Origin of the sequence: Saccharothrix sp. AJ9571 (genome assembly GCF_021725495.1) — a bacterium.
Lineage (GTDB): Bacteria > Actinomycetota > Actinomycetes > Mycobacteriales > Pseudonocardiaceae > Amycolatopsis > Amycolatopsis magusensis.
The window spans coordinates 5,443,434-5,460,373 of sequence record NZ_CP091382.1; the positions used below are offsets into that span (position 1 = coordinate 5,443,434).

The 16,940-nt window shown below is 71.4% G+C and carries 19 protein-coding genes; 8 read left to right on the forward strand and 11 right to left on the reverse strand.

All coding sequences use genetic code 11. The annotated features are described in order from the left end of the window. The first annotated feature begins 20 nt into the window (after positions 1-20). Entirely contained in the window at positions 21-776 is a 756-nt protein-coding gene (locus L3Q67_RS25250) for a class I SAM-dependent methyltransferase (RefSeq protein WP_499183949.1), read from the forward strand. Here the strand turns inward: L3Q67_RS25250 and L3Q67_RS25255 are convergent. Together L3Q67_RS25255 and L3Q67_RS25260 are read right to left on the reverse strand one after the other, a co-directional pair. Further along, positions 742-3,321, reverse strand: a complete 2,580-nt coding sequence (locus L3Q67_RS25255; protein ID WP_499183950.1) for an alpha/beta hydrolase domain-containing protein — start codon at positions 3,319-3,321, stop codon at positions 742-744. The two genes, L3Q67_RS25250 and L3Q67_RS25255, sit on opposite strands and share 35 nt — an antisense overlap. 94 nt (positions 3,322-3,415) lie before the next feature. Beyond that, the gene (locus tag L3Q67_RS25260) at positions 3,416-3,988 is read right to left on the reverse strand and encodes a QsdR family transcriptional regulator (RefSeq protein WP_499183951.1); all 573 of its coding nucleotides are present in this window, start codon (positions 3,986-3,988) and stop codon (positions 3,416-3,418) included. 251 nt (positions 3,989-4,239) lie between these two features. Here L3Q67_RS25260 and L3Q67_RS25265 point away from each other — a divergent pair, with 251 nt between their 5' ends. Then, entirely contained in the window at positions 4,240-4,599 is a 360-nt protein-coding gene (locus tag L3Q67_RS25265; RefSeq protein WP_499183952.1) for a hypothetical protein, read from the forward strand. On the opposite strand, the gene L3Q67_RS25270 is transcribed toward L3Q67_RS25265, so the two are convergent. Next, positions 4,567-5,538, reverse strand: a complete 972-nt coding sequence (locus tag L3Q67_RS25270) for a LacI family DNA-binding transcriptional regulator (RefSeq protein ID WP_499183953.1) — start codon at positions 5,536-5,538, stop codon at positions 4,567-4,569. The genes L3Q67_RS25265 and L3Q67_RS25270 overlap by 33 nt on opposite strands. A 57-nt stretch (positions 5,539-5,595) precedes the next feature. Between L3Q67_RS25270 and L3Q67_RS25275 the strand changes: the two genes are divergently transcribed. Then, positions 5,596-6,753 carry an MFS transporter gene (locus tag L3Q67_RS25275; protein ID WP_499183954.1) on the forward strand — a complete coding sequence of 386 codons (1,158 nt, stop codon included), beginning with the start codon at positions 5,596-5,598 and terminating at the stop codon, positions 6,751-6,753. A gap of 6 nt (positions 6,754-6,759) precedes the next feature. Here the strand turns inward: L3Q67_RS25275 and L3Q67_RS25280 are convergent, their stop codons facing one another. Next, entirely contained in the window at positions 6,760-7,392 is a 633-nt protein-coding gene (locus L3Q67_RS25280; protein ID WP_499183955.1) for a class I SAM-dependent methyltransferase, read from the reverse strand. 117 nt (positions 7,393-7,509) lie between these two features. Here L3Q67_RS25280 and L3Q67_RS25285 point away from each other — a divergent pair, with 117 nt between their 5' ends. Then, on the forward strand, positions 7,510-8,115 hold the full coding sequence (locus L3Q67_RS25285) for a dihydrofolate reductase family protein (RefSeq protein WP_499183956.1): 606 nt from the start codon (positions 7,510-7,512) through the stop codon (positions 8,113-8,115). Positions 8,116-8,211: 96 nt separating this feature from the next. Here the strand turns inward: L3Q67_RS25285 and L3Q67_RS25290 are convergent, their stop codons facing one another. Then, complete coding sequence (locus tag L3Q67_RS25290) at positions 8,212-8,850, reverse strand: TetR/AcrR family transcriptional regulator (protein WP_499183957.1); 639 nt, start codon at positions 8,848-8,850, stop codon at positions 8,212-8,214. A gap of 76 nt (positions 8,851-8,926) precedes the next feature. Between L3Q67_RS25290 and L3Q67_RS25295 the strand changes: the two genes are divergently transcribed. Then, a complete protein-coding gene (locus L3Q67_RS25295; RefSeq protein ID WP_499183958.1) occupies positions 8,927-9,856 on the forward strand; it encodes a zinc-binding dehydrogenase in 930 nt (309 codons plus the stop codon). On the opposite strand, the gene L3Q67_RS25300 is transcribed toward L3Q67_RS25295, so the two are convergent. Continuing rightward, positions 9,853-10,227, reverse strand: a complete 375-nt coding sequence (locus L3Q67_RS25300) for a hypothetical protein (RefSeq protein WP_499183959.1) — start codon at positions 10,225-10,227, stop codon at positions 9,853-9,855. The two genes, L3Q67_RS25295 and L3Q67_RS25300, sit on opposite strands and share 4 nt — an antisense overlap. Positions 10,228-10,959: 732 nt before the next feature. Between L3Q67_RS25300 and L3Q67_RS25305 the strand changes: the two genes are divergently transcribed. Continuing rightward, on the forward strand, positions 10,960-11,556 hold the full coding sequence (locus L3Q67_RS25305; protein WP_499183960.1) for a maleylpyruvate isomerase family mycothiol-dependent enzyme: 597 nt from the start codon (positions 10,960-10,962) through the stop codon (positions 11,554-11,556). On the opposite strand, the gene L3Q67_RS25310 is transcribed toward L3Q67_RS25305, so the two are convergent. Continuing rightward, on the reverse strand, positions 11,553-11,891 hold the full coding sequence (locus L3Q67_RS25310; RefSeq protein ID WP_499183961.1) for a MerR family transcriptional regulator: 339 nt from the start codon (positions 11,889-11,891) through the stop codon (positions 11,553-11,555). The genes L3Q67_RS25305 and L3Q67_RS25310 overlap by 4 nt on opposite strands. A 191-nt stretch (positions 11,892-12,082) precedes the next feature. Between L3Q67_RS25310 and L3Q67_RS25315 the strand changes: the two genes are divergently transcribed. Both L3Q67_RS25315 and L3Q67_RS25320 read left to right on the forward strand, forming a co-directional pair. Further along, complete coding sequence (locus L3Q67_RS25315) at positions 12,083-12,514, forward strand: Hsp20/alpha crystallin family protein (protein WP_499191635.1); 432 nt, start codon at positions 12,083-12,085, stop codon at positions 12,512-12,514. 69 nt (positions 12,515-12,583) lie between these two features. Beyond that, complete coding sequence (locus L3Q67_RS25320) at positions 12,584-13,030, forward strand: hypothetical protein (protein WP_499183962.1); 447 nt, start codon at positions 12,584-12,586, stop codon at positions 13,028-13,030. Positions 13,031-13,033: 3 nt separating this feature from the next. Here the strand turns inward: L3Q67_RS25320 and L3Q67_RS25325 are convergent, their stop codons facing one another. The 4 genes from L3Q67_RS25325 to L3Q67_RS25340 form a co-directional block, all read right to left on the reverse strand. Next, the gene (locus L3Q67_RS25325; protein ID WP_499183963.1) at positions 13,034-13,663 is read right to left on the reverse strand and encodes an NAD(P)-binding protein; all 630 of its coding nucleotides are present in this window, start codon (positions 13,661-13,663) and stop codon (positions 13,034-13,036) included. A gap of 112 nt (positions 13,664-13,775) precedes the next feature. Then, on the reverse strand, positions 13,776-14,873 hold the full coding sequence (locus tag L3Q67_RS25330) for an isoprenoid biosynthesis enzyme family protein (RefSeq protein WP_499183964.1): 1,098 nt from the start codon (positions 14,871-14,873) through the stop codon (positions 13,776-13,778). Between the two features lie 7 nt (positions 14,874-14,880). Beyond that, positions 14,881-15,732: an SAM-dependent methyltransferase gene (locus L3Q67_RS25335; protein WP_499183965.1), complete on the reverse strand. Its 852-nt coding sequence runs from the start codon at positions 15,730-15,732 to the stop codon at positions 14,881-14,883. A gap of 257 nt (positions 15,733-15,989) precedes the next feature. After that, on the reverse strand, positions 15,990-16,931 hold the full coding sequence (locus tag L3Q67_RS25340; RefSeq protein WP_499183966.1) for a VOC family protein: 942 nt from the start codon (positions 16,929-16,931) through the stop codon (positions 15,990-15,992). Positions 16,932-16,940: the final 9 nt, after the last annotated feature.

The following is a 16,940-nucleotide window of genomic DNA, read 5'->3' on the forward strand; positions in this document are numbered from 1 at the left end:
CACCCGAGGAGAGGAACCCGATGCCCCGCCTGGACCGCCCGAGCCTGACCGCCGCCACGGCGAACCTGCTCGCCCGCCGTACGTCCTTCGTGGACACCGAACTGCACGCGCTGACCGAGGTGGTGCGCCCCGGTGACGTCTGCGTCGACGTGGGTTCGGCGGCCGGGCTGTACAGCCAGGCGCTGTCCCACCTGGCCGGGCCCACCGGGGTGGTGCACAGCGTGGAACCGGTGTCGTTCTCCCACCCGGTGTGGTCCCGCGTCCTGGGGGCGTGGGAGCGCACGAACGTGGTGCGGCACCCCGTCGCGCTGGGTGCCGAGCCCGGACGCGCGGCGATGCGGGTCCCGTTCCGCACCTACGGACCGGACACCAGTCGCTCCTATTTGGACTGGAACACCCGCGGCCTCGGCTCCAACGCCGAGTTCTCCCACCACGCCGACGTCCTCGTGGAGGTCGACACCCTCGACGGCCTGCACGCCGCCACCGGCCTGGTCCGGCTCGACTTCGTCAAGATCGACGTGGAAGGCGGGGAACTGCACGTGCTGCGGGGCGGCACGCGGACCATCGAGCGGTACCGGCCCACCTTGCTGGTCGAGATCGAAGCCCGCCACACCGCGCGTTACGACTACACGCCGGAGGACGTGGTCGAATGGCTTACCAGCCGTGGCTACGCGATGTACGCGTGGCGCCACGGCTGGCAGGCCACCGGCCAGGTGTGCGTGCACACCAACAACTACCTGTTCAGGTCCCGAACGGGCGATCCAGGTAGTCCTTGAACTGCACCGTCACCGAATGCCGGTCCGACGGCCAGTTGAGCGCCGCCACCGTGCGCGACTGGCCGCCGGAGCCCCGGACCACCTCCGTCACCCGGATCGTCTTCCCGGCGTCGGGCTGGGCCGGCAGGTAGTCGTCCACGGCGGTGAGGAACGGCAGCGCGTTGAACGGCGGCAACGCGGCGCCCAGCGTGGAGGTCAGGTCGCAGTGGTCGTCGAAGGCGAACGCGGCGAGCACCTGCCGGAGCTTGGGTGAGACGGCCGGGGCGAGCACGTTGACGCCGTTGAGTTCCAGCCGGTCGCTCTCGGGCTGGTCCGACCACCACTCGCGGCCACGCAGCACGGTGAGCGCGGTGTGGGTGGCGCATTTGTCGACGTAGTCCCCGATCCCGCCCGGCGGGGAGACCTGCAACCGGAGGAACCGGTCGCTGCGCTCGAACGGTTCGAAGTAGTAGTGGTAGGACTGCTGGCCCTCGCGCAGGAGCACCAGTTCGTAGTGCTTGTAGCCGTTGACCTTCAGCGGCCCGAACGCGCCGTCCGGCGCGGTCTGCACGTCGTGCGCGGGCGTGGCGCGGCGGGCGCCGGTGGTTTTGTCGACCTCCCAGACCTGGAGGCGTCCGGCGATCCCGGTGTTCTGCGGGAAGAACACCGCGCGCCCGGCGATCTCGACCAGCCCCGGCAGCTCGGGCGTCACCTCGGTGGTGATCGCCGGCCTGCCGCGCAGGAACTGGTGCATGTGCGTGAAACTCTCCGCGGCGGTGGCGGTTTCGGTGTGCCCGAGGTGGAGCAGGTGGACGTTGGTCGCCCCGCCGATGCTGCCCTGCGGTTGCAGGCTGCCCCACAGCGCGAGCGTCGGGACGCCGCCGGGTTGCGTGGCGCTGGAGCGGCCGTCGACGTTGACGTACCGGCGCACCTGGGCGGCCCGTTCCGGCGTGGCCAGGTAGGCGTGCATCACGGTGGTGCCACGGGAATGCGCGACTATGTCCACTGTGGACGCACCGGTGCGGGCCCGTACGTCGGCGATGAACGCGTCGAGCCCGGTGAGGGCGTGGTCGTTGGTGGGGATGCTGGTGTCGTACTCGAAGGCGTACAGGAGCTTGTCGGGATAACCGTTGGCGGAGAAGCGTTTCGCGTTGGACTGCCACTGGTGGGCCGAACCCTGCTGGCCGTGCACGAAGATCACCGGCGTGGTGCCGCCCGCGGCTTCCTCCCGGTTCCGCTTCGCGTCGGCGGCGAGCAGGTACCCGGCGCGGACGTTCTTCGCGTCCGCGACGACGACCTTGCCGAGGTAGTCGTCCACCCCGGGGTAGAGCTTCGCCAGGGTCGCCTGGTCGAACGGCACGTGGGTGCCGAACAGCTGGCAGAAGGTCTCGCCGCTGTTGTCCCCGGTGTTCAGCGCGGTCGGCACCGCGACCTGCGACAGGCGGATCCCGCCCACGGCCAGGCCCAGCCCGTCGCGCTTCTTGGTCACGCCGTCGGCTTCGAACTCCAGCACCGGGGCGGTCGGCGGCGGGGAACCGCGCTCGGCCCAGCGGCGCAGGTGCTCGTAGGCGGCCGCGGTGACGTGGTGCATGGGCACGCGGCTGAACGGCGGCTTGTCGCAGTCGTACTGGGGTGCGGCGCCGAGGTCGCGTTCGGAGATCGGCGCGCGGTAGACCTGGCCCTCGTGTCCGGAGTGCGCCCCGCCCGCGACTTCCCAGCGGCGGAACTTGTCGGAGTCGGCGCGGCGGTTGGTGTTGCGCACGTCGGTCTCGGACTGGATCTGGAAGACGGGTTCGGTGCCTGCCCGCGTCGGCGCGGAACCGACCACGAACGCGTAGCCGTCGAATACCGGCTGCTGCTGCGGCAGGACCTTGTCGTAGAGCACGGTCATCCGGCCCGCGGACTGGGAAGCACCGATCGCCAGAACCGTGCGCGGGCGCGTCCCGCCCAGCACGGCGCCGGATTCCACGGCACGGCCTGCCTGGGTGAAGATGTCGTAGGACAGTTCGTCGGCGTTGTGCTTGCCCCCGCCGGTCACGTCGAGACCGCCGTAACGGGCCGGGCTCCACGCGCGGAGCTGGTCGACGCCGACGCGCTGGGCCGAGACGCCGATCCACGCGTGCCCGGCGCGGATGACCGAGTCCGCGTTCCACAACGCGTCCAGGTCGTAGCCCGCCGTCACGTTCTGCCATTCGACGAGCGTCGTGCCGCTGAAATCACGAGCCTGCGCGGGCCGCCGCACCACCACTCGCGTGGTGTACGGGACGTCGGTGGCCACTCCGGTGCCGTCGGCGGCCCAGCCGTCGGCCAGGCCGGAGAGGTGGAACTCCTGCTCGACGTAACCGCGGGCGGCCAGGTCGACCGGGGTGGCGAAGAACGGGTAGGTGTCTTCGATCCGCTCGGCCAGCCGGTCACCGGGCCAGGCGCCGGGCAGCGGCCCGGTCACCTGCGGGGACCCGGCGGGCGGCGCGGGTGGTGCGGAGGCGGAGGCGGGAAGGGCGTTCGGGAGGAGGAGGCCGAGCACTACGGCGATCAGCCCGGCACGACCCCACACGGAGATCGACATGGTGGCTCCCACGCGACGATGGGCAGGACCTGGCGAACGTAGCCGGGTCGCCACTGTGCGTGCCAGGGCCCGCGAACACCGTGAGACCGCTGTCTCAGCCGGCTTGCAGCACCGCCCGCGCCGCCCGTTCCACCAGTTCGGGATCGGGCGCGGCCGCGCCGAGGAGTTCGGCGTAGACGGCGGATTCGATGATGCGCACGTAGAGGTAGGCCATCTGGTCGAGCGAGCCCGCCGACCACGGCCGATCGCCGTGGACCTCGCGCAGGATGTCGAGCTGCAACGAAACCACGCGCCGGTGCACCACGCCCGAGGTGGTGAACAGCACCCGTGCGGCCGTATCCGGTTCGGTGCGCAGGAAAGCGCGGAAGGGCGCGGCCGCGTGCAACTGGCCGACGAACGACCGGGTCACCTCCAGCACCCCGTCGACGCCCGCGTGCCTGCGCCGCTGCCTGGCCCGCGTGAGCAATCGTTCGGTGAACCGCCACAGCACCTCGCCCAGCAGGCCGTCGCGGCTGTGCGCCACCCGGTAGAGCGTGGCGCGGCTGACGGCCAGGCTCGCCGCCAGCCGGTCCATGTCGACCATGCCGTGCTGGAGGAAGAACCGGCACGCGCCCAGCACCACCTGCTCGTGGCTGACCACCCGCCGGACGCGATCCGGGCCCGCCATCGCCGACCTCCCGTTCCCGCCGGGCACCCGCCCGGACCCACCCCGGCATCATCGCCCGCCCGCGGCGACAGCCGCTAGGCGCAGTCCGGTAAGTCAAGGTCGCGCTCTTCGCGCCCAGGCGGCCCCTGGCGGCACGGGCGGGCGCGGCCGAGTACGGCCAGTACGAGGCCGACCCGCCCGCACCGCCAGGAACCACCTGGATCACGAAGCCCATCGACCAGACTCACCGGAGGAGCGCCTAGCCTGGGTGGATGGACGATCCGCACATCCACGTCGAGCGGAAGGTCCTGCAGGCCGGCGCCGACTACCGCAACGTGGTGGCTTCGACCCTGGGCCTGGTGGCCGACGCACCGGCCGTGGTCACCACCGGCTGCGGCGTCGAAGTGCCCTACGCCATGACCTCCGCCCGCCCGGAAAGCGTCACCTGCCTGGCCTGCCGGGAACACGGGCACCGGGAACACCTGGCGATGGCCGGGCAGATCGACCGGCTGAGCCGGATGCCCGGCATGACCGTGATGACCGCCGAGGAAGCGGCCGAAGCCGTTCGCCGGCTCCAGGAGCGCGCGGCGCGGTACCGCTCAGGCGGTGGCCCGCAGGACCAGCTCGGATGAGTACCGGGTGACCGGCCGGGCCAGGCGCTGCTCCAGCACCGCGGTGGCGCAGGCGGTGGCGATCGTCTCGACCGGGTGCGTGGACGTGGTCAGCGCCGGACTGCTCAGCGCGGCGAACTGGAGGTCGTCGAAACCGGCGACCGCCACGTCTCCCGGCACATCGGCACCCGTGCGCTGAAGCGCCCCGAGCGCACCCAGCGCCGCGAGGTCGCCCAGCGCGAACACGGCGTCGGTGTCCGGCCAGCGCGCCAGGATTTCCGTTGCGGCGCAAGCACCACGCGCGGCGGTGAAGTCGCCGGGCAGCACTCGGGCCGGGAAGCCCGCGGCCTCGACGGTCTCCCGGTAGGCGGTCACCGTGCGGTGCGTGCACGGCAGCCAGTCCGCGCCGGTGATCATGGCCACCCGGCGGCGGCCGCCGTCGAGCAGGTGGGCCACCAGCCGGGCGGTCGCCGGGCCGTTGTCGACGTCGAACGAGGGCACGTGCCGGGAGCCGACGCCGATGGCCGCGAGCCGCCCGCGCACCGACTTCGGGGCCGCGCGCAGAGCGGATTCGGTCGGGTTGACCAGGACCATGCCGCCGATGCCCCGGTTCTCCGCCAGCCGGGCCAGTTCGGCGGGTGCGTGCAACGGCAGCCAGTGCATCGAGACACCGACTTCGCGGGCCGCCGCCACCTTCGCCGCGGCGGCGACCACGCGGCCGACATACGCGTCCTCCAGCACCTGTTCGGTGCGGCCGTTCACCACCACGGCGAGCCGGGTGCCGCGGCCGGTCGCCAGCGCGCGCCCGGCCGCGTGCGGGAGGTAGCCGAGTTCGCTCGCCGCCGCGGCGACCCGGCGGCGCGCGGTCGCCGAGGCCGGGCCGCGGCCGCTGAGCACGCGGGACGCCGTCGCCGTGGACACGCCGGCGGCCTTCGCCACCTCGGTCAGTCGTGCCTTCACCCGGGCCAGTCTGCCAGCACTTGCGGTGGAAGCGCTTGCAGCCGTGGGATCGGGCGCATGATCGGAGTGGCGGTCGTTTTCGGGCTGAACGGGCTGGCCGTGGCGTCGTGGTTCGCCAGGGTGCCCGCGGCCAGGGACGTGCTCGGGCTGAGCGCGGGCGCGCTCGGCCTGGTGCTGCTGTGCCTGTCCGTGGGCGCGACGCTGGCGTTGCTCACCGCCGGGGAGATCACCCACCGGCTCGGCGCGCGGCGGGCGGTGTGCGTGGCGACCGGGGGCGTCGCGGCGGGCCTGGGGATCGCCGGGTTCGCCATCGGCGCCTGGCCGTCGGCGGTGGCCGCCGGAGCCGGGTTGTTCGTGCTGGGGTACGGCTCCGGCATCTGCAATGTGGCGATGAACGTGGAGGCTGCGGCGGTCGAGCGGGCCGCGGGGCGGACGGTGATGCCGCGGTTCCACGCGGCCTGGAGCCTCGGCACGGTGACCGGCGCCGGACTGGCGGCACCCGCGGCCTGGCTGGGGTTGCCGGTCACCGTGCACCTGACCGGCATCGCGCTCATCGCGCTGCTCGGCACACTGGTCGCCGCGAGGGGGTTCCGCCACGGCGGCGCTCCCGGCGGCCGGGGTGGAAGCGGCGTGCTGAAGGCCTGGCGGGAACCGCGCACGTTGCTCATCGGTGTCCTGGTCATGGTGCTGGCGTTCACCGAAGGCACGGCGAACGACTGGCTCGCACTGGCGTTCGTCGACGGCCACGCGTTCAGCCAGGCCGCGGGGGCCGCCGTCTTCGGCCTGTTCGTGACCACGATGACCTGCGGGCGAGCACTGGGCACGTTCGCACTCGACCGCTGGGGCCGCGTGCCGGTGCTGTTCGCCACCATGGCGCTCGCCATCGGCGGCGCGCTGCTCGTGGTGCTGGGAGAGCCCGTCCTGGCGATCGCCGGGGTGGCTTTTTGGGGCTTGGGCACGTCGCTGGGCTTCCCGGTCGGCATGAGCGCCGCGGCCGACGACGCGAGCCACGCTTCCGCCAGGGTGAGCGTGGTTTCGGTGATCGGCTACACCGCGTTCCTGGCGGGCCCGCCGGTGGTCGGACTGCTCGGGGACCAGACGGGAATCCTGCGTGCCCTGCTGGTGGTGCCGGTGCTGCTGGTTCCCGCGCTGGCCCTGGTACCGGTCTTGCGGCCGGGCGCGCGTGCCGCCCCGGAGGAGGCGCGCACCCGGTAGCTCGTGTCAGGCGCGATAGGTCAGGGTGTAGCGCCAGAACAGGCGGCGCCGGATGCGCGCGCCGGGGAGTTCGGCGGCCGCCGCGGCCCGGATTTCGGGCAGGGTTTCGGTGGGATCGGCGGTGGGCGCCCTCATGTGCGCCGGTGGTTCCTCCGCGCGGGCGGGGTGCTTGACCAGGCCGGCGATCGGATTGGCGAGCATCGCGGGGAGCGCGGCGAGCAGGTCGGCGCGACCGGCTTCGCGGTAGCAGCCGACGACCACGAGCTTGCCACCCGGCTTCAGGCAGCCGCGCAGTTCACGCAAGGCGGGCACCAGCGGCAGGTGGTGCAGCACGGCGACCAGCGTGATCGCGTCCCAGCGCTGCTCCGGATCACGGCAGGCGAAGTCGCCTTCCACGATGGTGACCGCGGGATCGTCCGCGAAGCGTTCCCGCGCCACGCGAGCGGCCGCCGGGTCGGGTTCGAGGCCGGTGACCGTGGCGTGACGGCGAAGCCGGTCGACGAGATTGCCCGTGCCGCAACCGATGTCGAGCACCAGCCGGGCCCCGGCCACCTGCCTGGCCACCCACGGGCCGTAGTGGTCGTTGTGGCTCCACGGGTGCCGCCGGTTGAACCGGTCGAGCCGCGCCAGGAAATCCACGGCGCCCACCCTAGTGGTTCCCCGTGACGACCCGCGGACGAATTCGCCACTGCCGTAGCGGTGCCGTGCCGGCTTGGGCTAGAACGGCGTCCAGCATCCGACTGTGGAAGGCAGGGCATGGCGAGAACGATCATGGGCGCGGTGGTTTCGCTCGACGGGTACCTAGCGAAGCTGAACGGCGAGATCGGCCCGTTGTTCGAGTGGTACGACAATGGCGACGTGGAGTGGAGATTCTCCGAAAAGCAGGAGGAATTCGCCCGCACCACGATGGCGTCCAAGGAATTCATGGAAGCGGTGTACACCGACATCGGCGCGGTGGTGATCGGGCGCAGGCTGTTCGACGAGACGAACGGCTGGGGCGGGGTGCCCGCCGCCGGGGACCGCGTTTTCGTGGTCACCCATTCCGTGCCGAGGAACTGGGAGTTCGCGGCCACCGCGCCGTTCACCTTCGTCACCGACGGCGTCGAGTCCGCGATCGAGCAGGCCAAGGAGTTCACCGGGGACGGGCAGGTCGACGTGGCCGCCGGCCAGGTCGGCGGCCAGGCCCTGCGGCTGGGGCTGATCGACCAGGTCGTGATGAACGTGGTGCCGGTGGTGTTCGGCGCGGGCCGCCCGTTCTTCGCCGCCATGGGCCCCGGCGAGGACATCCTGTTCTCGAACCCCACCCGGGTGGCACAAGGTGATCGGGTCACGCACCTGCTTTACGACGTCCGGCGGAATTAGCTCTCCGCCCGCCCACCGCCGCGCGGATCGGCCTGCTGGGTCACCTGGTGTCCTCCGGCCTCGTACTCCGGGGGACGTTAGGGGTGACCGGTGAATTCACGAGGAAACGGCGGACGGGCGCAGCCCGGCGGTCAGCGTGAGGCTTTCGGGCAGCAACGCGAACATCCGGTTCAGGTGCCCGGCGAAATCCGCGACCGTCGGCGTGCCCGCCTGCTCCGCCCACGCCTCCTGGGCGAGGTGGAACACCGCGACGAGCATGTCCAAGGCCAGGCGCGGGCGGGGATCGGCCGCGCCGGGGAGTTCGAGCCGCGAGTGGAGGATCTCCAGCGCGGTGCGGCTCGTCCGCTCGCAGAAGTAGAGCCCGTGTGCTTCCACCGAAGGCGTCTCGGCGGCCAGTTTCCGGCCTTGCAGCACGCGTTCCGCCCACCCGTCACCGGTCATGTCGTCGAGCGCGGTGAGCAGCGCGTCCCGCAGCACGGCCATCACCGTCCGGTCGCCGGGATCGAGGGTGCGCAGGTGCGCCAGGAAGGCGGCCCACAGGTCCTCGGACGGCGCCAGCGCGGCTTCCTCCTTGCTGGCGAACGTGCGGAAGAACGTCCGCTTGGACACGCCCACGGTGTCGCACAGTTCGTCCAGCGTCGTGGCCGCGAAACCGCGTGAGGTGAACAGGTCCAGCGCGGTGCCGATCAACGCGTCCCGTGTCTGCTGCTTCTTGCGCTCGCGCAGGGTGTTCATGGCGCAAGGGTAGCCGAGGAGCACTTGCCCCTTGTAGGCTAATGCCACTGAGTGGCACCTAGCGAGGAGTGAACCCATGCGTGCTCTGCTGACCGATCCCGCCGCGCCCGGCGGCCTCCGCCTCGGCGATGCCCCCGAGCCGGTGCCCGCGCCGGGCCAGGCGCTGGTCCGGGTGTCCGCGACCTCGCTGAACAGCGGCGAAGTCCTCGGCATGCTGCCCGGAGCGCCACCCGGCGCGGTGCTGGGCTGGGACGCCGCGGGCGTGGTCGAACAGGCCGCGGCCGACGGTTCGGGCCCGGCCGCGGGCACCCCGGTCGTCACCTTGGGGATGGCCGGGGCCTGGGCCGAACTGCGAGCCGTCGACACGGAACTGATGGGGGAGGTGCCCGCCGGGGCGGACCTCGGCGCGATCAGCACCGTGCCGGTCGCGGGGGCGAGCGCGTTGCGCGCGCTGCACCGCGCCGGGCCGATCCTGGGCAGGCGGGTGCTGGTCACCGGGGCGACCGGCGGGGTCGGCCGGTACGCCGTGCAACTCGCGCGGCGTGGTGGCGCGCACGTGATCGCTTCGACCGGAAATCCGGACCGGCACGGGGAAAGCCTGCGCGCGCTGGGCGCGCACGAAGTGGTCGACGGTCCGGCCGCGGTCGACGGCCTGGTCCACGCGGTGCTCGACATGGTCGGCGGCGCCCAGCTCGTGCAGGCCTACGGCAAGCTGGCCGAACACGGCACGCTGGTCTCGGTCGGGCGGTCGTCCGGGGCCGACGAGGTGTTCCCGTACGGCGCGTTCGAGGGCATGGGCAGGCACGACCGCTCGATCACCTCGTTCTTCCTGCTCAACCACACCGGTCTGGGTGCCGATCTGGCCTGGCTCGCGGGACTGGTGGCGGCCGGTGAACTGGATCCGCACATCGCCTGGCGCGGCAGCTGGACCGACGCGGCGGAGGCCATCAGCGCACTGCGTGAACGCCGCCTGTCCGGCAAAGCGGTGCTCGGTTTGGTGTCCTAAGAGGACGGAGGGGCCAGCCAGCCGTGCAGCACGAGCACCCGGCACCGGCGGTCGACCACCGCACGCAGCCGCTGGTCCGCGCGGTGGGCCTGGAACCGGGGCTCCGACATCAGCAGGACCAGCCGCTCCGGCTCCGGCGCCTTCACCGCGGCCGCGCACATCGCCCGCACCGACCGGAAGCGGCGCGCGATCGGCACGTCGAGGTCACGGGCACCGGTCAGGCCGATGTCGGTGAAGGTGCCCGCCGCCCACACCGCGGCCGCGTCCGCGGGCAGCTGAACGCGCAACTGACTCGGCTTGCAGCACCCCACCTCGCTGAGCCGGACGACGCGTTCGGGCACCGGGTTGGACTGACGGAACGACCAGGGCACGTCGAGGCGACCTCCTGAGCAGCGTCGGCGCATGCGCACGAGCAGGGTACGGCGAACCCCACCCCCCACCCCCCGAACCCCACGTTCCCGCACCCGAACCCCACGTTCAGACACCCGAGTCCCACATTCAAACAGCCGAGTCCACGTTCAGCGGGCCGAACTCCACATTCAGGCACCCGAACCCCACGTTGGCGCAGCCGAGTCCCACGTTCAAGCCCCGAAACCCACGTTCAGACATCCGAACCCCACGTTGGCGCAGTCGAACCCCAGGTTCAAGCCCTGAACCCCACGTTCAGGCACTCGAACTCCACGTTCAGGCACCTGAGTTCCGCATTCGGGGAGCCGAACTCCACGTTGGGGCGGGCGAATTTTCGTTGCGCCAGTCGAGTCCCCATGCCGGGTACGCAGCCCGCGCCCGTGGCGGATCCTGAACGCGGAACCCCCGGATGCCCGAATGTGGGGCCCACAGGTCCGAACGTGGGACTCGGCTGCCCGGACGTGGGACTCAGCTGCCCGAGTGTGGAGTTCGGCTGCGCCAACGTGGGGTTCGGCTGCTCGAGTGTGGAACTCGGCTGCCCGAGTGTGGGGCTCGGGTGCGCCAACGTGGGGTTCGGGTTCGGGTGCGTGGGTGTGGGGGTCGGGTGCGGGGATGTTGTGGGGGATGGCGTGTCCATTTGGGGGGTGGGCGTTCGTGGTTGGGGGGTACGGGCGAACGAGAGTCAGGGAGCGGACATGCGACGCGAACAGATCATGGGCTGGGTCAAGGACGAGCGGCTGAGCCTCGCCGACCTTCTTGAGGGGCTCAGCCAGCAGGAATGGGACGTGCGGTCCCTCTGCGAAGGCTGGACCGTGCGTGACGTGGCGGCGCACCTGTCCCTGTCCACGCGCATGACGATCCGCCTGTCCATCAGGGGCGCCATCCGCGCCCGCGGCAACGTCCACCGCATGTTCGACCTCCTGGCTCGTGAACGTGCGAACCAGTTCACGCCGCAGGAACTCGTGGCGCAGATCCGCGAGACGGCGGGGTCGACGCACCTGACGCCGGGTGCCAGCCCGCTGGATCCGCTGATCGACATGCTGGTCCACGGCCAGGACATCGCCCGCCCGCTCGGCAGGCCGCGGCCGATGCCGCTCGACGCGGCCGTCGCCGCGCTGGATCACGCCTGGAGCAGCCGGTTCTACGGGGCGCAGAAGCGCCTGCGCGGCCACCGGCTCGTCGCCACCGATCGGGAGTGGACCGGGGAAGCGGGCGCGGAAGAGATCCGCGGGCCGGTCGCCGATCTGTTGTTGCTGGCCACCGGGCGGAAGCTCCGGGCACCCGCCGGCTAAGCCGAGGTGCCAGGAGGGTCGTCGATTCGCCGGTCGAGTTCGGCGCGCAGGGCGCCGATCTCCTCCTGCGCCGCGGTCAGTTCGTCTTCGAGACCGGCGATGCGCGCCGCCGCCTGCAGGGTGTGGCCCTGGTCGAACAATTCCCGCAGCCGCGCGGCCTGTTCCAGCTGCCTGCGGGAGTACCGCCGGTGCCCACCGGTCGAGCGCTCGGGGCTCACCACGGCGGCGGTGTCCAGGCTGCGCAGGAAGGCGACCTGCACGCCGAGCAGTTCCGCGGCCTGTCCCGTGGTGAACGCCGGGAAGTCCTGGTCGTCGAGCCTGCCCAGATCTGGCACAACTCCTCCTTCCGTAGCAGCCCAATCACCTTAAGGTCAGCAGTCAGTTGACACAACCTCCAGTGCGCGCTACATATTTAGGCGTGACCGCTACCGGGTCTCCGAGGTCCCGGGAACAGAAAACTTGAGTCCATCGTTAGCAAGAACGACTCGCCTCCCACCCAGGAGGCGCCGGAAGGAGGACGACCATGATGTTGCTGCGCACCGACCCGTTCCGTGAGTTCGACCGGCTCACCCAGCAGTTCTTCGGCTCCGCCGGCACCAAGACGCGTCCGGCCGCGATGCCGATGGACGCCTACCGGGCCGGCGATGACTACGTCGTGGAGTTCGACCTGCCCGGCGTCAGCGCGGAATCCATCGACCTCGACGTGGAGCGCAACGTGCTGACCGTGCGGGCCGAGCGCGAGACCCGCTTCGGCGACGACGTGGAGGTCAGCGTGTCCGAGCGGCCGCGCGGGGTGTTCAGCAGGCAGCTGTTCCTCGGCGACACCCTCGACACCGACCGCATCGAGGCCGACTACCACGGTGGCGTGCTGACCCTGCGCATCCCGGTCACCGAGCGGGCCAAGCCCCGCAAGATCGCCATCGGTTCGCGGGACGAGACCAAGCAGATCGACGCCTGACCGACCCCACCCGCACACAGCCCCGGCCGCCACCACGCGGCCGGGGCCCGGCTGTCACTGGACACGAGGATGTTCCACACCACCCTGCTCGGATACGACCGGCTCGAAGTCGACGACCACCTGCGGCAGGCCGAACTGGCCCACGCGCGACTGGCGGACGAGCGTGACGCCGCCGGGGCGCGCTGCCGCGAACTCGAACGCCGCCTCAACGCGGCCCACCACGAGAACAACCAACTGCGCGACCGCGTAGAGCTGTTGCAGCGCCAGCCGATCGACGCCGCCGCGTTGCAGGAACGGTTGCGCGGCATGCTCGACGTCGCCCGCGAAGAAGCCGCCGAGCACCTGGCCGCCGCCCGCGCGCAGGCCGCCCGCGAACTCGAAACCGCCCGCCGCGAGGTCGCCGAACTCCAGCGGCTGCGTGACCGGCTCCGCGACCAGTTGCACCAGGCGAGCGAACTGCTCGAGGCCGACCTGCACACCGATCCGCCCGCGCCACCCCGCCTGGTCGCCGCCTGACGCTCAAGGCCCGTGGGCCGCGCCTCGCCGCATGATCATGATCCGGTCACCCGCGGCGAGGCGGAGCGCTTCGGCGTCGGCGCCCAGGTGCCGGACCCCGCTCCGCAGCACGCCGACCGCGCTGGAATCGCACTCCCGCAGGGAAAGCCCGATCTCCGAGGACTGCACCGGCCGTGACTGCACCAGCCAGCCCGGTCCCGCCTGCGGCCCCGGCGCGACGCGGCGGCCGAGCACTCCGGCGGCCAGCGCGGATCCCGCGGTGTCGGAGGAGATCACCACCTGGTCGGCGCCACGGAGGAAGCCGACGTGCCCGCGGTCGTTGACGGCGGTGACCACGACGGCGTCCGGCACGCACAGCTCACGCGCGACCATGGTGAGGAAGACCGCGAGGGCGTCCGGCTGCACGGCCACGACGATGTGCCGCGCGCCGGTGATCCCGGCCAGGCGCAGGGTCGAGCGGTCCGAGGCGTCCCCGAGCACGGTCCGCACGCCCAGCCGCTCGGCTTCGGCGACGGCCGAACCACGCTGGTCCAGTACGACGAGCTGAGCGGCGTGCACACCGGTCGACATCAGCAAGCGGGCGGCGGCGGCCCCGATGGCGCCGAACCCGATGATCACGGTGTGCCCGCTCACCGGGTTCCCCGCCTGTGTCGGCACATGAGGCGCGAGTAGATCGAAGTGAACACGAACGGGTGAAGGGCTGAGGGGGAATATTTACGTCTTCTTTGCGCTCGGCGGGGACGGATCAGCTGCGGTAGCGCGGATTTCGCGCGTGCCACTCGAAGCCGCCCGCCATCCAGTCGCGGACGCCGGCGAGGAACCGGTGCAGTTCCGGCGACGGCACGACCAGCAGTTTCTCGTGCCCCTCCCGGAAATCACGCACGATGGAATTGTGCAGTTCGACGGTGGCCTCGGTGGCTTCCTCGATCGAGCAGTCCCGGTCGGCCGCGATCTGCAGCACCATGTTGCAGACCGGGTGCTCGTCGGCGGCGTCCTTCGCCACCGAGTGCAGATCGTTGACCAGCACGCACGCCGTGCCCGCCTGCATCATCAGTTCACGCACGCGCGGGTCGTAGTACAGGTGCGCCGGTAACTCGTACCCGCCGACCGCGTCGATCAGCGTCATCGAGGTGTAGAAGCTGTCGTGCTGGCGCGCGGCCAGGTACTCCCACGCGGGCGGGTAGGCACCGGTGTACCGCCAGGCCGCGTAGGCGTCCCACGAGACGAACATGGCGAAGGTCGAGTAGCAGACCCGCTGGACCTGCACGGCCGAACCGTGGCGGGACAGGTGCCCGATCCCGGAGTTCAGCCCCACCAGGATCGGGTCCCGCCGCAGGGCCTCGTCCAGTTCCCTGGTGAACTCGCCCGCCGGGGCCACCGGGTCCATCGCCGCCATCACCAGCGCGAGCCGCGGCGGCAGTTCGGTCGGCGCGGCACCGAGTTCGCTGTCGTCGGCGTAGTAGTCGTCGGCCGCCCACCAGGCGGCGTTGAGCTGCGCGGCGATCAGCAGGTGGTCGGGGTCGTCGGAATCGGGGTGGGCGAGCATGACCAGCCTGCCGAAGCCGGCGCGGGCGATCTGGTCCAGGCCCGCGCCGGTGAACCCGCAGTCCACCGCCCAGGCGACCAGCCGCCGGTCGACCTCTTCGGCGAGCGCTTCGTCGTCACGCCGCAGTACCGGGCAGTACAGGGGCGACGCGCTGCCGTCACCCCAGGGCATGTCGGCGTACCCGGGCGCGGGCGCGGCGGACGGCTCGAGGCGGGCCGCCGCCACCCGCGCCGCCGAGGTGCCCAGGCCGGACGGCCCGGACAACACGGCGGCGAGCGCGGAATCGGTGTCGGTCATCGAGCGGTCAGACCCGGTCGGCCGCGATGAGCAGGTAGTGGAAACTGCCTTCGCGGTAGGCGGTGAGGAACGGGTCCTCGATACCGGTGGCGACCGAGGACTTCGCGCGCAGTTCCCAGTACGGGATCGTCGCCGCGGTCAGGTCGACCACGTTGATCGGCACGAACCCGTTGACCGCCAGCGCCTTGAAGTAGTCGCCGCGGGCGTGGATGTTGCAGATGTAGTGCTGGTCGATCTGGCTGACCGCCCGCGAACGGCCGCCGGTCACGTCGTTGTAGCAGCCGGTGATGGTCACGTACCGGCCGCCGGGGGCGAGCTGGCGGGCGTGTTCGGCGAACAGTTCGGTCAGGTCGACGTACATGGTGGACTCGTTGTTCCAGATCCCGGCGAACGCGCCGGATTCGAATCCGGTGTCCAGCATGTTGCGCTGGTGGTAGGCGACGTGGCCGTCGACCCCGAGGTGGGCGGCCTGGGCGTTCGCGAAATCCACCTGCTGGCGCGAAAGCGACACGCCGTCCACCCGGCAGCCGAAGCGCCGGTGCGCCATCACACTGGTGCCGCCGCGGCCGCAGCCGGCGTCGAGCAGGCGGTCGCCGGGTTTGATCGGGCCGAGGTGGTCGAGCAGCACGTCGGCCTGCGCGGTTTCGAGCCGGTGCATTTCGGCGATGATGGCCCGGTTCCGGATTTCCGGCGGGGTGTCGAGCACGGCCGGGTCGTAGGCGCCGATGCCGTAGTGGTGGTGGTAGAGGCCGTCGATTTCCCCGAGCCGGAGATTGACCGGGTCCTTCTCCCTGTCCCAGTAATCAGCGATCGATTGCTGATAGGCGGTGCGCACGACGGGACGGTCCAGAGAAGTCATTCCAGCGGCTCCTTAAAGCTAATAGCTCTAGTATGCTAGACGTTCTTTCCCGGGGTGATCGTTCGAACGCGGTGTAACGCTAGACGCGGCTTCTTGATCAAGACAAGGCGGTCGCGCACGGTTCACTCAGCGGTGGACCCGGTGGGGCGCGGACTGCCTGCTTGGCCCAGCCGACTCGTCGGCTGATCAGTACCGGGGGCCGGTCAAATGGGCGATGGCACCAAGAAATCTCTCGAACGGCTGACGGGCACTGACTGTCAGTGAAAGACGATCGCGGTGCCGAGTGCCTCGGCGGCCGGGACGAAGAGGTCGCCGGAGGGCGTCCGGCGCGGGTCGATCCCGTTGTCCCGCAGGAATTCGCCGGTGGCGTCGAGGTCGCGCACGGCCACGGTGCAGGCGACGAGCGCGGGCCGGGCGGCGGGGCGCTCACCCGGCAGCAGGGCCGCCAGGCCGGATTCGGGGACGATGGTCAGCCGCGCGCCATCGAGGCCGAACACGCGCGCCGGGCCGTCCGGACTGGCCGGGCGGTCGAGGTAGCTCCCGTACCGCGCGGTCGTGTTCTCGAGTTCCCCGTCCGCCACGCAGAGCACGGCGCCCACGAGGTCCTGTGCGCCGTTGGGGTGCGCCGACTGCCGGGTGCCCTGGATGTCCGGATCGAGGTCGGCGACCACGCCGACGCGCCCTTCCGCGGGGTCGTCGATTTCCAGGTAACGAACGGTCTCGGCGACGATCCCGGCTTCGGTTTCGACCGGGCGCTTCACCGTGTTCACCCCGCCGTGCCCGATTCCGGCCGCGCTCAGCCGGGCGGCGGCCGCGTCGATGTCCGGCGACGAAAACATGAGAATGTGCAGGCCTTCGAAACGCGCCAAATGCGCCGCCAGCCCGGCGCTGGTGGCGGTGACCCGCTCGACGAGCCGTGGCACCACCTCGGGCGGCGCCTGCAACGGAACCAGTTTCGCGTCGGCGGGAATCCGGTCGCCCTCACGCACGATGGTCGCGAGTTCGAGGAAATTGCGCGGGAAATCGGCGTGGGTATTGGCCGCGCCGAATGCTTCCGGCACACCGCCTTCGCGGCGGACCATGGCGGGATAACTGGGCGCAGGCACGGTGAAACCCAGTTCCCGGTAGCGCGCGAGCGCCGCGGTCATGTCCTCGACCACGTGACCGATGTGGTGCAGTCCGCTGATGTCGTGCGCCATACCGGACAA

What these genes read in the sequence shown, in the direction of transcription:
- L3Q67_RS25250 (WP_499183949.1), top strand. Translation starts at nt 21, where the DNA reads ATGCCCCGCCTGGACCGCCCGAGCCTGACCGCCGCCACGGCGAACCTG.
- L3Q67_RS25255 (WP_499183950.1), bottom strand. Translation starts at nt 3,321, where the DNA reads ATGTCGATCTCCGTGTGGGGTCGTGCCGGGCTGATCGCCGTAGTGCTC.
- L3Q67_RS25260 (WP_499183951.1), bottom strand. Translation starts at nt 3,988, where the DNA reads ATGGCGGGCCCGGATCGCGTCCGGCGGGTGGTCAGCCACGAGCAGGTG.
- L3Q67_RS25265 (WP_499183952.1), top strand. Translation starts at nt 4,240, where the DNA reads ATGGACGATCCGCACATCCACGTCGAGCGGAAGGTCCTGCAGGCCGGC.
- L3Q67_RS25275 (WP_499183954.1), top strand. Translation starts at nt 5,596, where the DNA reads ATGATCGGAGTGGCGGTCGTTTTCGGGCTGAACGGGCTGGCCGTGGCG.
- L3Q67_RS25285 (WP_499183956.1), top strand. Translation starts at nt 7,510, where the DNA reads ATGGCGAGAACGATCATGGGCGCGGTGGTTTCGCTCGACGGGTACCTA.
- L3Q67_RS25290 (WP_499183957.1), bottom strand. Translation starts at nt 8,850, where the DNA reads ATGAACACCCTGCGCGAGCGCAAGAAGCAGCAGACACGGGACGCGTTG.
- L3Q67_RS25295 (WP_499183958.1), top strand. Translation starts at nt 8,927, where the DNA reads ATGCGTGCTCTGCTGACCGATCCCGCCGCGCCCGGCGGCCTCCGCCTC.
- L3Q67_RS25305 (WP_499183960.1), top strand. Translation starts at nt 10,960, where the DNA reads ATGCGACGCGAACAGATCATGGGCTGGGTCAAGGACGAGCGGCTGAGC.
- L3Q67_RS25315 (WP_499191635.1), top strand. Translation starts at nt 12,083, where the DNA reads ATGTTGCTGCGCACCGACCCGTTCCGTGAGTTCGACCGGCTCACCCAG.
- L3Q67_RS25320 (WP_499183962.1), top strand. Translation starts at nt 12,584, where the DNA reads ATGTTCCACACCACCCTGCTCGGATACGACCGGCTCGAAGTCGACGAC.
- L3Q67_RS25330 (WP_499183964.1), bottom strand. Translation starts at nt 14,873, where the DNA reads ATGACCGACACCGATTCCGCGCTCGCCGCCGTGTTGTCCGGGCCGTCC.
- L3Q67_RS25335 (WP_499183965.1), bottom strand. Translation starts at nt 15,732, where the DNA reads ATGACTTCTCTGGACCGTCCCGTCGTGCGCACCGCCTATCAGCAATCG.
- L3Q67_RS25340 (WP_499183966.1), bottom strand. Translation starts at nt 16,931, where the DNA reads ATGGCGCACGACATCAGCGGACTGCACCACATCGGTCACGTGGTCGAG.